This window comes from Salinimicrobium marinum, assembly GCF_014651535.1.
GTDB classification, from domain to species: Bacteria; Bacteroidota; Bacteroidia; order Flavobacteriales; family Flavobacteriaceae; genus Salinimicrobium; species Salinimicrobium marinum.
The window spans coordinates 142,331-155,990 of sequence record NZ_BMXB01000006.1 but is presented as its reverse complement, the minus strand read 5'-3'; the positions used below and the strand labels follow the sequence as shown (position 1 = coordinate 155,990).

Here is a 13,660-nt window from a genome sequence, read left to right as displayed (position 1 = left end):
GGAAACAAAATTTCCTGCCGCTATTAGTTTAATACTGTAAAAATGAATTATATAAAATATATTTTAGCTGTCTCCATAGTAGGAGCTTCCGCTTTAAGCTGCGCCAGGAATTCAGAAGCCAGTAAATCTAAAAATATTTCTGAAACCACTAAAGAAGAACCGCTTAACGTTATCCTGATGATAGGTGACGGAATGGGTATCCCCCAGGTATCCAGCGCCTTTTATTTTGGAGAAGGGGAACCTAATTTTCAGCAATTCGAAACCATCGGATTAATAAACACCTCCAGTACCAGTCACCTGATTACCGATTCGGCGGCAGGAGCAACGGCATTTGCCACAGGAGAAAAAACCTATAAAAGGGCCATTGGAATGTCTAAAGATACCCTGCCCCTTCCCACAATTTTGGAGCAGTTAAAAGAAGAAGGTTATCAAACAGGATTGATTAGTTTGACTTCTATTACCCACGCTACACCCGCAAGTTTCTATGCGCATGTGGAAGACCGTGATATGCATGAAGAAATTGCGAAGCAATTAGTAGATGCAGAAATAGATTTCTTTGCTGGTGGCGGAAGAAAATATTTTTCAGGGCGTAAGGACGGTTTGAATCTTTATGATGATCTGATTGCAAAAAATTATCATCTGGACACTTTAGACCTTGCTGAAGTTGACAATTCCCAACCTAATGCTTTTATTTTAGCTGAAGAGGGAATTCCTTCCAAAACAAAGGGCCGCGGTGATTTTCTTCAACAGGCGTCTAAAAAGGGATTGGATTATTTTTCTTCCAATGAAAAACCTTTCTTTTTGATGATTGAAGGTTCCTATATCGACTGGGGTGGACATGCGAAAGATGAGAAAATGATGATTCAGGAAGTGCTTGATTTTGATAAAACCATAGGCGTAGTCCTCGAGTTTTTAAAGTCTCATCCAAATACCTTGCTGGTCATCACGGCAGACCATGAAACGGGTGGCGTAAGTCTTGGGAAGTATTACGAAGAAGATTCCAATGGAAGGAAGAAAGAAGTTCCGGGAAAAGTTCAGGTGTATTTCAATGATGATCAACACAGCACCGAGCTCATCCCTGTCTTTGCAAAAGGAAAAGGAGAAGAACTTTTCAATGGTGTGTATCAGAATAATGAAATATATCACAAAATTTTTCAGGCTATAAATGGGACTTCCAATGAATAATAGAATTGCACAATCCGTAGGGTTTATTTTTCTCTTTATATCAACTATCTCCCTGGCTCAAAACAGCTACAGGTTTCATTCGCACAATGACTATCTACAGGATCTGCCGTTTTGGGAAGCCTATAATCATGGAGCAGGCTCTATAGAGGCCGATGTGTATCTGAAAAACAACAATTTATATGTTGCTCATACCGAAAAAGAGATTGATTCCCGAAGGACCTTGGAAAAACTCTACTTTGACCCGATTGCAGAGCTGGCAAAATACGGTAAACTGAGAGAGCTTCAGCTGCTAATAGACCTTAAATCGGAAGCGGAACCTACTTTGGCCAAGCTTCTGGACATTTTAGAATCTTATCCTGAATTAAAAAAAGAATCGAATCTGAACATCGTAATTTCCGGAAGTCGCCCTGCACCTAAGAACTATGGAACCTATCCTGATTATATTATGTTTGACCATCAAGACCTGAATAATCTGGATAAAATTGTTTTAGACAAGATAGCTCTGATCAGCCAGAATTTCAGAATCTACTCTAACTGGAATGGGCTTGGCAGGCTTACTGCAAAAGAGCTGGAAAAAGTAGAAAGAGTAATAAAAGAAGCTCATCGAAAAAACCTGAAAGTCAGATTTTGGGCGGCTCCTGATACTAAAACTGCCTGGGGAAGATTTGCAAAGATGGGTGTTGATTTAATAAATACAGATCAACCGGCTGAAGCTTCCAAATATCTTGAAAATCTTGATCAGCGAACGTACAGCTTAAAGGAACCGATTTCGGTATATAAGCCAACCTATCGTCACGACCCTGAAGCAAAGCCAAAGAATGTGATCTTAATGACGGGGGATGGCAATGGTCTTGGCCAGATCTCTTCAGCGGTTATTGCCAATGAGGGACAGCTAACAGTTACGCAGTTAAAAGACATTGGATTTTTGAAAACTTCAGCATATGATGATCTGGTAACCGATTCTGCCGCAGGAGCTACAGCTATGGCAACAGGAAAAAAAACTAGTAATCGGGCGATCGGAACAGGACCTGCAGGTGAAAGATTAACTAGTTTAACTGAAATTCTTTCAAAACATGGGTTTGTAAATGGCATAATGACAACAGATAAAATTACCGGTGCCACTCCTTCTTCTTTTTATGCACATCAAACAGAACGTGATAACAGCAAAGGCATTTTGAAGGACCTGCTTCAAAGTGAGATAGATTTCTTTGTTTCAGCTGGTGCAAAGGATCATAGCAACATTCAGGAGAAGTTTATAAAGAAGGATGTGATAGAGTTGAGTAATTTTAATGATAGAGTGGCCATTTACCTGTCGGAAGACGATATTCCGGTTCCTGATTCAAGAGGAAGGTTGTTTCCGGATCATGTAAAAACAGTGCTTCAGAAACTTAATGAACAGGATCAGCCTTATTTCCTGATGATAGAAGGAGCCAAAATTGACAGTAACGGACATTCCAACAACATAGAGGGTATTGTCCAGGAAATGCTGGATTTTGATCAAACCATTGCGGAAGTGCTGAAAGCTGCAGACAAGCATCAAAATACCCTTGTGGTAATAACAGCCGATCATGAAACTTCAGGCTTTGGGATCCTGCAGGGAAACCAGGACAGTGACGAAATTGAAGGTGGTTTTTTAACGAATGATCACACGGCCACTATGGTTCCTGTGTTTTCCTACGGTCCCCAATCTGGAAGTTTTACCGGTGTTTATGAAAACACCGAAATATTCAGTAAGATTCTTGAAGCCCTTCAGGTAGAGAATTAATTTTTAACAAGGTCAGTGATCTCTCCTGTTTCCAGGTCGATCTTAAAATGACTGGCAGGTAAACCTTTCATAAGGCTTCTGAATATGCTCGTAAATAAATAAAGTTTATGAGTATATTCATTTTCAGCAGCTTTAAGACTTGGATTGTTGTGAAAACCATCTAAAATTATTCTGTATTGATCAAGACGGTTTTTTGGTATATCCTTAAATGCTAGTTTATCTGCATTTCTTATCTTATAAAAATCAAGGATCATGTCCTCCCCTGTCCAGCTTTCATAATCGCCTGGATTTTCAAGCTGATTCCCAATTTCAGAAATATCCTTGTCATTGTTTAAAAAATCCAATTGATCAAAATCGCCTCGGTATTGGGAAAGCCTTAGAATTTCCTTTCCACTAAGATCGGACAAGAATTTACGATAACCAGGAGACCAGTCATTAAGGAACCTCAAAGTTACCAGGTTTTCTAAATGGGATTGTGCGAACTCCCGGTAAGATCTACTTTGAAGGATCGTATCGTTCCACACCGGTTGCCCGGATTCGTTTAAATATTTATGCTCCATTTGATAGAGCGGAAATAATTCATTAAACCCTGGCACTTCCTCAATAACTATGGTTTCAACTTCTGCAGTATTATCAGTTATCGTTAAAATTTTATAACCGGGGATATAGGCTGCCAGGGAAGGCGTCTGAATATTTACCAAAAATTCTCCGTTCCCATACGCTCTTTTCCCGGTATCGTTTATATGCATATGTCCGGCAAAATGTAATTTTACTCCGGCTTCTGCCAGTGCTTTTGCTATTCGCTCTTGCGGAACCCGCTCTAATTGCCATTTATTTGGCCCCAGAAATTCCCGTAGTCGTGGTGATTCATCTTCGTTAAAATCTATTGCCGGATAATGACTAAAGGCAACTAATTTCTTGTTAAGTCTTCGGGCGTTTTCAGCAACTTTCCTTATCCATTGAAAAAGATGTCGCTTGTATTCTATTGTGTTGTTATAACCAATTCCGGCACCACTTAATTCTCCGTTTTTCTGTGGAACATAGGTATTTCCATCTATGGCCAGAAGCCAAAGTCCATCCACCGGTTCCACCAAATATGATGCATCTGGAATGCGAAGGGAATCCTTCAACAAATATGTTCTGTTTTCAATTCGAGAGGAATACAAAGCTTTAGCAAATTCGTAATTTTCCGGATCGTAAGATGAAAACGGAGTTTCCCAATATAAAAATCTCTTTTTCGGAAAAAAACCAAATTCCTTTAAAATTTCCATCACCTCAACATATCCCATTTTCGCAATATCCCTGGTTACCACTACCGGATGTTCAACTTCTGGATTGCGGATGTATTTGGAATCTCCACTATATATAGGCTGATTTTTTCCTTGTTCTCCCAAAAAATCATTTTTTCCTGCCTCCTGTGCAAACGGACCTACAGGATCATGGTTTCCGGTGGTGATGAAAAACTGAATCTTGTATGTTTTAGTATAATGATTTAAAATTTCGCTAAGACCCCGCAGGTGTACAGGTTGGCCATCATCGGTGTAATCTCCGGGAAGAGCTACTAACTTAATATTTCTTTGTGTGATATCATCAAGTGCAGCCAGAAGTGCAAAATAGTTTTCATTAAAAATTCTTGTTGAATGTAATTGAGAAGCCATTGTCCTTACCAAGGTATAGGAATTCGATCCTGGATTCAAAACCCCGGGATAGTCAGAATCCTCCAGATCTCCATATAAATCCTGAAAATGCACATCAGCCAGAAAAGCTATTTCTGTCGAGTTTCCCTGTGCACTCGCCTGGCAAATAGTGAAAAGGATTAAAAGTAATAATTTTGTTTTCATCTATTGGAAGATTAAAAAGGATATAAAAAAAGGAAGACCAAAAATGGATTCTTCCTTTTTCATTGACTACAATTATTCTAACCGCTGCAAGTTAAGCAACAGTTTAAAAAAAGGTTTTACCTTATTGTAAAGTTTAAAGAAAATTTATTCTTTAGCAATTTTGTCATAATCTTTTACAGTAGAATATTATCTAAACGAAGACAATGCAAATTCCCCTGATTATTGAAGTGTTCAAAGGTTCCTTTCAGGATAGGAACTTTTTTACAACTGTACAACTTTATATCCAAAAGATACTGTGAAATATAAGTAACCGTTTAAAAAGTAATCAAAATTAAAATCTATTGGCTGGAATATTAAACTGTCTAAGAAATAGACCTTCACTTATTTTTTCTTTTGATGATAATGAGGCAGCCCATAATTTTTGAGCCGCCTCCTTTACTATTATTAAAGATTATTAGTGGTCATGATCATCATGATCCTCATGCCTTGCTTCAATATGTAATTCCAAAAATGCCTGAGATTCATTGCCTGCAGCATCGGTTACATATACTCCAAAATGGTAATGCCCTTCACTTACAGGTTCTCCATTGATCTCCGCTGGAACGGCAATATGATGGTGTGCTTCAAAACTGGTTTGCCCTGCCTCAATAGTAAAAACTTCACTATAACTCCAGGGATTGTCCTGGCCATTTTCCTGTTTTAAAACACTGTGGGTATGGCCATCAAAAGAATTATGAACTTCTACTTTGTAAGAAGCGAGCTCCACGTTGTCTGTAAAAATAGCATCGAAATGAATTTCCCCACCCGGAGCAATTTCTTCTTCTTCATGAGGTTCTGCAATAGAAATTTGAGGGGCTTGAGTGTCAATTGCTACATCGTCATCTTCGCTACAGGAAGTTAAAGACAATGAAGCGATAATGCTGAATAAATAAATTAATCTGGTTTTCATCTTTATTATATTATTGTTTTTCTGATTTTTTTATAGCTTTTAAAGCCTTATTCATAATACCGGAAATGTACTAAACGGGCGGACCACGAAGCTGAAAATTAAAATCCTCCTGATGTACATAGTTTTCAAGACTAGAGAAATTGGGATTATTCTGGGCTGAAATAAAATCAACCTTTTCAAGCCTGCTTTCGATTGGTAAGACTGAAGAAAAGCTGTTGAGATGGTAATGGCAGGTATGATAGAGATAACTACTATCAGCCTTCCTAAAAGCTGTATTACTTTCAGATGAATAGCTATGGGAAATCACCAGAAAATGTATACTGCTCATCACTTGAGGGCAAAGAAATCCAGCAAGTAGTGCAATTGCAATATGTTTTTTAAAGCTCTGCATTAATTGAGCGGTATTTTAACCATTAATTGAAGGTTCCTGCCCATTTCCGGAATTTCGAGGGCCCTATAAAAATTGGTGTGGTTGAAATATTTAGTATTGAAAATATTGGTTGCCTGCAGGTTGACAGTAGCTTTAAAATTGTTAACTGATATATTTGTTTTTAAGCCTGCTCCAAAGATCATATAACCAGGAGTCACGTGTTCATTTTGAGCTATTCGATCCTGCTCCAAAGCAAAACCAGTATTGGTAAATATTTCTACATCTTCAAAAGTTTTTAATTCCTGTAGAAATGAATATCCTATTTCAGCAAATCCATTAATAGGCGGGGTAAAGGGTAAGGGAAAGTTGCGGGAACTGTTGGTGTTGATCTGCCGGTTGTACAAATATTCTAAAGTAAGTTGCGTACGCCATTTATCAGCAAAAATTTTATGTAAATCCAGCTCTACTCCTGTTAAGACTGCCCTACTCTCCGTAAATTTATATATCTGGCCCGCATGCGGTAGCATAGAAAAATCTCCGCTGGGGTTTAAAAAGATGTAATTATCAAAGTAGTATAGATAAGGGCTCAATGATGCACTGAAGGAGGCTTTGTTATAATTCAACTTTGTGTCAAAAACATACCCTTTTTCCGCATCCAGTGTAGGGTCTCCCTGCTCGTGGCGGAAAGAACCGTGATGGATTCCGTTTGCTCCGAGCTCTATAGCCGTTGGTAGCCGAAAGCTTGTACCTGCATTCACAGAAAAATCCCAGTTTTTTTGGAAGTTGTATAAAATTCCTCCCATAAAGTTAAAATTGCTGAAATCCCTGGTGGTTTCACTGCTACGGGTTGCATAATCATTGGCTATAGTTTCAGAGCTACCGTTTTGGACAAGATAGTCGTACAGGTTTTTGTCATAAAAACCTTTAATATTAATCCTACTTAGATCCAGCCTGGCACCCAGATTAAAGTATATCTTTTCTGTAGCCTTATAGGAATGCGTGGCGTAAAGCCCCTGATTTATCCGGTAATATTCCGGCAATAAAAAATTATAGCCGCTGATGGTATTATCCTGAACCTGGGTTTGTACTCCGATGCTGCTGGTGTGGGATCCATTAAATTCCCTGCTGTATTTTCCCTGGAAATCGTAGGTATTGAGGTTAAAATCCAGTTCCAGGTCTGGGTTGGTTTCCGGGGCTGTTTGTCCGGTGTAATGGGTGTGGAAGCGGCTCCATTCCTGCCGGTGGTTATTCTGAAAGCCAAGGATGATTTCTATAGAATAATCGTGGAAAAACCATTCATTTTTGTTGATGAATTTCAAGTGATTTACCCTTTGAAAAGGATATCCAATATTCCGTTGGTTCCCATCATCCCGAACTCTGCTTAGTGTTGGAATTCCATGAGCACCGGGAAAAAATCCAGACTTAAAATATACATTACTGAGACTCAAGGATCCCTTGTAATGATCTCCCAGGTAACCCATTTGCCCGTAAAGGTCAACTTCTTTTCCCGCCGTATTTTTTAGTCGTTCGTCATAAATGGGAATATTCCTGTTTAAATACACAATGTTATCTGTAGGGACAGCATAATCTCCAAATTCACTTCCGGTAGCTTTGAACTTATAGAAAAACTGATCTTCTCTAAAAGACAAATTAGTAGAAGCCGCAATCGTGTTATTAACACTCTTGGTAAAACCAATTACCTCCCCTGTAAATCCTACTACAGGTACTCTGTCGTTAATGATCTTGATCACTCCTCCAATAGCATCACTGCCGTGTTCTATGGCACCAACACCTTTAATTATTTCAATATTTTCTACCGAAAAAGCGTCTATTTCGAGGCCGTGGTCGGCACCCCATTGTTGACCCTCCTGCTTGATTCCGTTTTCACTTACGGCTACCCTGTTAAAGCCGAGTCCGCGGATGATTGGTTTTGAAGCTCCTGCCCCAATTTCTACGGAATTAACTCCCGGAAGCTTTTCGAGGGTGTTGGAAAGGGAGCCGGAATATTGTTCCTGAAGATATTCTTTACTGATTTTTTCACGGTTTTCAGAGGAAATACGACGCCTGTTCCCATTTAAGATAACAGCTTCCAGATTGGCTGATGCTTCAGATAATGTAAAATTAATTACAGTATCTTCTGAAAGCGTAATTACCGTATCAATAGTAGTAAATCCAATATAGGAAATACTTAGACGGTGTTGGCCTTCCTTGAAATTCCCTATATGGTAATTCCCATTTTCACCGGCTAAGGCAAAAGTGTTGTTGATGTGAATGTGGGCATTTTCCAGCCCCGAACCCTGTTCATCTACAATTCTTCCTTCCAGAGATAATTGCTGGGAGTAAGAGTAATTTTGGAAAATGATGAAAAGCAATAAAACAAACGGAATTTGTCTCATAGAGAAAATACTGTGATTAATTAAAAAAGGAGTAATTCAGGAAATCCGGATATGAAAATGCCCAGTTTTTCTGAAGAGTTTTTTAGCTAATCACTACAGGAGGTGCCCTAAGGGAAAATAGTGGGTTTGGAAAAAGGTTTACAGTTTCTGCCAGGGAAAGGGAATAAACCATTTCCTTCTGAGGAGAAAAAACTTCATAGGTAAAAAAAGAAAGTGCATTTGCAGTGGAGAAATGAAAATCACATAATTGACAATCTACAACTACTTCTGAAAACTTTTCATTCAAAGTCAAGTCGCTTTCAGAAGATAATACTTCATGATCAAAAGCATGCAATGCCGGTAGCAGGCTACCAGCTAAAATCACTATTGTAAGAATAGTACTTATATGTGCTTTTAGGGATTTCATGAACTGCAAATGTAAGCTTCAGGATTTTAATAACAATGAAATTTTTCCATATCTGATAAATTTTATTTTCTCCTGCAGAAGCCTAATTTCATATAATTGAAGAAAAAAGATCTCGTCAATACTAGAATATATGAAGTATTTGAACATCTAATTTAAGCTCTTGTGCCTTCCCCTTAAGCCAACAGGTGGACTTCTTTAAAAATAGACATGGTATTTAGAGGTTTCACAATTTCATCGTCATCATTCTTTAATCGGACTCCCACAACAAGGATGAGTTTAAAATGCCAGCAGCTATTAGTGTGTGATTTTCTCTCATGATCTCTTATTCATGGCTAGATGAATATCTAAAAACTATATGAGCGGGTATATCCCCCGTTTGAACCATCCATTTGAGTTCTCCTTCTGGAGAAAAGCAATATAGGTTCCCAGGTGTTACGTAATCCATAGCGTCGGTTATCAACACCTCTTCTGTTTCGGGGTGAATTGCAATACCGTAAGGCATCTTAATAAGATCCTTTTGACTTTCAGCAATAAACGATCCGTCCAGTAAGGTTTCGCTCTTGGTGTCCAGCATCGTATAGGAAACGCTATAGTCTCCGGTTAAATAGCTGAATTCGGTATTATACATATAAGCAATATCATTATGAATCACCAGATTGCTAACTCCCAAATCAAACACTTTTTTCACCTCCTCAATTTTGGTATCTACTACATATAGCTTTGAAGGAATCTCCAGGTAATCCCCTCTAGACGTCACATAAAGATCCCCCTGGCTATCTATTTTTAACCGGTTTAGATTAGCAGCAACTTCTATACGTTTGGTTTCGCTAAAACTGTTAATATCAATGACCGAGATAGTAGTTTCATAATCAGGGGGACTATAGCCTCCCGAGTTAGCCACGTAAATTTTATCATTATGGGCAACAAGCTCCTCGGGTTGTCGGCCTACCTCGACCCGGCGGGTAATCTCCATAGTTGTGGTATCAATCTCCGCCACTATTCCATTGGGAGCACTAGGATCACCAATGCTGCCCAAATAAGAACTTAAATAAGCCTTCCCCTTATAAAACGTGATGTACCTACAATTGTTAATATCAATTTGTTTAAGACGAGTTCCTGTTTGAGCATCAAGAACCTCTACTTTGTTGGAAGCGTTCAAAACCACATATAGCTTTGAACCGTATATCCCCATATCATTACCAACATCTCCAAGACCGCCAACCACATCGGGATTTGAACTGCTGAAAATATTACTTCTATATTCTCCGGTCTTAAAATTCATATAATCAAGCGAAGCCTTATTCATAGACATATTACCTTCGTTCAACAGATAAAAACCCTCCACCCATGGTTGGCCAGGTTTTTCTTCATCCGGATCAGAAGGTTCCTCTGGAATTTCCGGATTTTGTACCTCCTCCCCTTCAGGGATATCATCGGTTTGACAGGCATAAATTGTAAACAAAGTCAATAAAAACAACCAGGATCTTTTCATAATTTTTTGTGTTGATTATAATTGATAATTAAGGCCGAACCGAAACGATCGACCTGGCATTGGAAAATTCTTTATTACCGCGTATTGCTGGTCTAAAACATTATTTATCTCCATCTCTGCCTTAAGCGGGTTTTTGAACAACATCAAGGAGTAGCTGACAGATAGATCATGGGTATACCATGGCTGCAGGTAATTAGAGAGAATATTGGCTTTCTGACTAAAACGTTCACCTGTATAGATAAAACTATAATTGAATTCTGTATTCTTATAACTTCCCATCATACTTAGACTGCCACTGTGTTTAGGGATATAAGGTATTTGTTGGCCATAACTGTTTCCCCCGGAAGTGACATCCAGAGATTCCTGAAAGGTATAACCCACATTCACTGTAAAATTGAAGTCTGCCCCTGCATTTGCTGATGTGCTGATATTGGTTTCTAAACCATTAGTTACAACTTCCCCTAAATTAAACATCGTCCATCTGAAAAGGTTAGTCCCGGGAACCGCCACTATTTTATCTGTAATCCAAACTTTATAGATGTCCGAAGTGATGTTGAGCAAAATATTCGACCTTTGCTTCTTCCAGGAAAATCCTACATTAATTTGATCCGAATATTCGGGAGAGAGGAAGGTGTTACCCACAGAGGTGTAATACAAATCGTTAAAACTAGGTAGTCTGAAAATGCTCTTATAAAACCCCCGCAACCTGAAATCCGGTGAAGAAAAAGGCTGAACATTAAAAAGAAAGGTTGGAGAGTATTCCTGAAAATCCTCTGCCGACTGGTAATGCTCCACCGATTCATAAATCCCAGTACTTAATAGGCTTACCTGAAAATTGATCCACTTAAAATCCCATACGGATGCTAGCACGTTTAGCAGGGAGCTCCTTTTGGGATAGGCAAAGCGGTACAGGTTCGCCTGCATCGCATTATGTTCTAAATCTGTAGCTAGGCTGATTATCCAGGATGGTTTGACTTTATATGTATGGACTAGTGATAAATAGTATTCCTGTTGGTTATATTCATTATCGAGTAATCCACTGGTTGTAACAATTTCTGGATCAACATACCTGGAAAAATCTTCACTGTATTTTCCCCGCAGCTTAATAGAATACCGTTCCTCAAAATCGTGGGTATACTCCCACTGGATAAAATCGTTACTGTTCCAAAGCCTTTGAGGGCGTTTAAACCTGTTTGCTACTACCGCTCCCGGTAATCCTCGCTGCGAATCATAATGATAATACTTAATTTTCCAGCTATCTGAGTTTCCATGCTCGCCGTATACTGACGCTTCGAGACGGTATGAAGCTATATCGGCATTATTTCTGACGGCTGTAGTGTCGTACACTCCATTGGAATACTGAAAATCATACCTCCCATGGGCTCTTATCATCTCAGTACTCAGTCGAACCGCTACAGCATTACTTATTTTATAGCTGAAATTTAATGAGGGATTGAACAGTCCGAAAGATCCGGTTCGCAATCCTGCTGCTGCTTCATAATTTTTATCATCAGTAAATTCGGGACGTTTTGTTTCCAGATAAATAGTATTAGCTGAAGCATAAGATTTTGCCGACTGTTCCATTTGGGTGCGTTGTCCCTGATATAGACTTAGCTTCTCTATGTTATCCAGAGAAAACTTTCCAAGGTCCACCTGACCATTCTGTGCATTTCCAAGTTGTATCCCATCATAAAACACCCCTGTATGCTGAGATCCCATGCTTCGTACATTCACAGTTTTAATACCCCCAATACCTCCGTAATCTTTTAACTGGATACCGCTGAAGTACCTCAGGGCATCGGCCACATTTAGACTTTGCAATCTTTTTAATTTCTCACCGGCGATAAACTGTACTGGAGAAGGAGAATAATGTGCATGGTAAAGTTTTTTGTTGTGATCTACTAGAACTTCCTGTAATTCAATAGCAGGTAAAGTATCGACTTGTGCCAACACAAGTGAAGGACATACTAATAATCCTAAAAGAATGAATTGAATGTAGCCTGAATTCTTCCTCATAATAGTTCATACGAGGAAATAAGAAGATAGACAAACCGCTCTCTTTATAAAGAAGAGTTCATATAACTAATCCAGCTCCAATCCCCGAAAGCTTTAATGAATTACTAAAAATGGCAGGTATTCTGACTTACTTGATCCACCCGGCCTTCCCATCAAAAAGAAAGTGGCCATATAAGGGCTTCATTACAAAGTTTACAGCTGCGGGACAGTTCTGGATTTTCACCGGATTCCCATTTAATGACTATTAAAAGAAGTCAACCATGTTTAAAATAAAGTTCAAAGTTATGGATACCATTTAAAATACTAGACTTTTAAAAGCAACAAAATTGAAGAATTTCAATAAATAAAGGTTTTGAGAATCACTGGAACAAGCTGATATATAGTAACAATCTGATTATATGATGTTTATAAAAGCCTTAACCTCTCTACTTTAGTTTATTGTTAATTTAAGAATGAAATTCACATAACCAGAACCTATATATACTCTAATTGAATAAGTTACCTTATATTCAAGTTAAAGAATTGGTGTACAATCGGTGTACGCCGAAATTCAACCTCTGGAAGGTTTGAAAATACTGCGATTTGTGTTAACTGGATAGTTCCTTTTATTGATTTTGGAAAAGTGAAGTCTATTCTCCCTGCTGCATTCTTATTGCAAAAGGACGGATGATATCTAGTTTCTGGCAAATCCTTCAAGTCCCAGCACAGTCAGGCCGAATACTATGGCACATGAAAAAAAGATTCCCACTGTATTTGCTAAAAAAGCTCTCTTTCTTTCCAGTCCGAACAGAAAAGCTGCGATGGTACCAGCATAAACACCTGTTCCTGGAATTGGCAACATAACAAAAAGAATCAAACCCCAAAATCCATAGCGTTTTACATTAGAACCTGCTCCCCCTTTAGCTCTACGGGCAACAAAAATAGCTGATTTCTTGTATGGTCGCCATTTCAGAAAACGACGATTGACAACATCGAGAAAAAACTGCATTACCGGAAAAACAAGAACATTCGATAAAAAACATACAATAAATGCAACGTAATAATTTACTCCGTTTAGAAGTGCATAAGGTATTCCAACTTTAGCTTCGCCAAAGGGAGATATACTCCAGAGAGCCGCAATTAAAATTTCTGAAATCATAGTAGTTTTTCGTGGTTCGAATATAGGAAGATAAACGTGGTGCGAATGTTAATAAACATTAGAAAAATATTAAAACTGACTTACCTTAAAAAAATAAATTGG

Annotated in this window: 10 protein-coding genes and 1 riboswitch; of the genes, 2 read left to right on the top strand and 8 right to left on the bottom strand. The window is 38.6% G+C overall.

The genetic code is table 11. The annotated features are described in order from the left end of the window. Nucleotides 1-42 precede the first annotated feature (42 nt). Both IE056_RS09825 and IE056_RS09820 read left to right on the top strand, forming a co-directional pair. Nucleotides 43-1,185 carry an alkaline phosphatase gene (locus tag IE056_RS09825; RefSeq protein WP_189604538.1) on the top strand — a complete coding sequence of 381 codons (1,143 nt, stop codon included), beginning with the start codon at nt 43-45 and terminating at the stop codon, nt 1,183-1,185. Beyond that, a complete protein-coding gene (locus tag IE056_RS09820; protein ID WP_189604537.1) occupies nt 1,178-2,950 on the top strand; it encodes an alkaline phosphatase in 1,773 nt (590 codons plus the stop codon). Before IE056_RS09825 ends, IE056_RS09820 begins: the two co-directional genes overlap by 8 nt. Here the strand turns inward: IE056_RS09820 and IE056_RS09815 are convergent. From IE056_RS09815 to IE056_RS09780, 8 genes are all read right to left on the bottom strand, one after another. After that, nucleotides 2,947-4,791: a metallophosphoesterase family protein gene (locus IE056_RS09815; RefSeq protein ID WP_189604536.1), complete on the bottom strand. Its 1,845-nt coding sequence runs from the start codon at nt 4,789-4,791 to the stop codon at nt 2,947-2,949. The two genes, IE056_RS09820 and IE056_RS09815, sit on opposite strands and share 4 nt — an antisense overlap. Nucleotides 4,792-5,245: 454 nt before the next feature. Next, on the bottom strand, nt 5,246-5,740 hold the full coding sequence (locus IE056_RS09810; RefSeq protein ID WP_189604535.1) for a DUF4625 domain-containing protein: 495 nt from the start codon (nt 5,738-5,740) through the stop codon (nt 5,246-5,248). A gap of 70 nt (nt 5,741-5,810) precedes the next feature. Next, on the bottom strand, nt 5,811-6,131 hold the full coding sequence (locus IE056_RS09805) for a hypothetical protein (RefSeq protein WP_189604534.1): 321 nt from the start codon (nt 6,129-6,131) through the stop codon (nt 5,811-5,813). Further along, nucleotides 6,131-8,506: a TonB-dependent receptor gene (locus IE056_RS09800; RefSeq protein ID WP_189604533.1), complete on the bottom strand. Its 2,376-nt coding sequence runs from the start codon at nt 8,504-8,506 to the stop codon at nt 6,131-6,133. Before IE056_RS09800 ends, IE056_RS09805 begins: the two co-directional genes overlap by 1 nt. A gap of 82 nt (nt 8,507-8,588) precedes the next feature. Next, the gene (locus tag IE056_RS09795; RefSeq protein ID WP_189604532.1) at nt 8,589-8,912 is read right to left on the bottom strand and encodes a hypothetical protein; all 324 of its coding nucleotides are present in this window, start codon (nt 8,910-8,912) and stop codon (nt 8,589-8,591) included. Nucleotides 8,913-9,234: 322 nt separating this feature from the next. Then, nucleotides 9,235-10,404 carry a YncE family protein gene (locus tag IE056_RS09790; protein WP_189604531.1) on the bottom strand — a complete coding sequence of 390 codons (1,170 nt, stop codon included), beginning with the start codon at nt 10,402-10,404 and terminating at the stop codon, nt 9,235-9,237. Between the two features lie 15 nt (nt 10,405-10,419). Beyond that, nucleotides 10,420-12,420 (bottom strand): TonB-dependent receptor plug domain-containing protein, encoded by a 2,001-nt coding sequence (locus tag IE056_RS09785; protein WP_189604530.1) that lies wholly within the window; start codon nt 12,418-12,420, stop codon nt 10,420-10,422. Between the two features lie 95 nt (nt 12,421-12,515). Further along, a riboswitch (cobalamin riboswitch) is annotated at nt 12,516-12,698 on the bottom strand. Between the two features lie 395 nt (nt 12,699-13,093). After that, nucleotides 13,094-13,558, bottom strand: coding sequence for a COG2426 family protein (locus tag IE056_RS09780; RefSeq protein ID WP_189604529.1), 465 nt, complete (start codon nt 13,556-13,558; stop codon nt 13,094-13,096). Between the last annotated feature and the right edge of the window lie 102 nt (nt 13,559-13,660).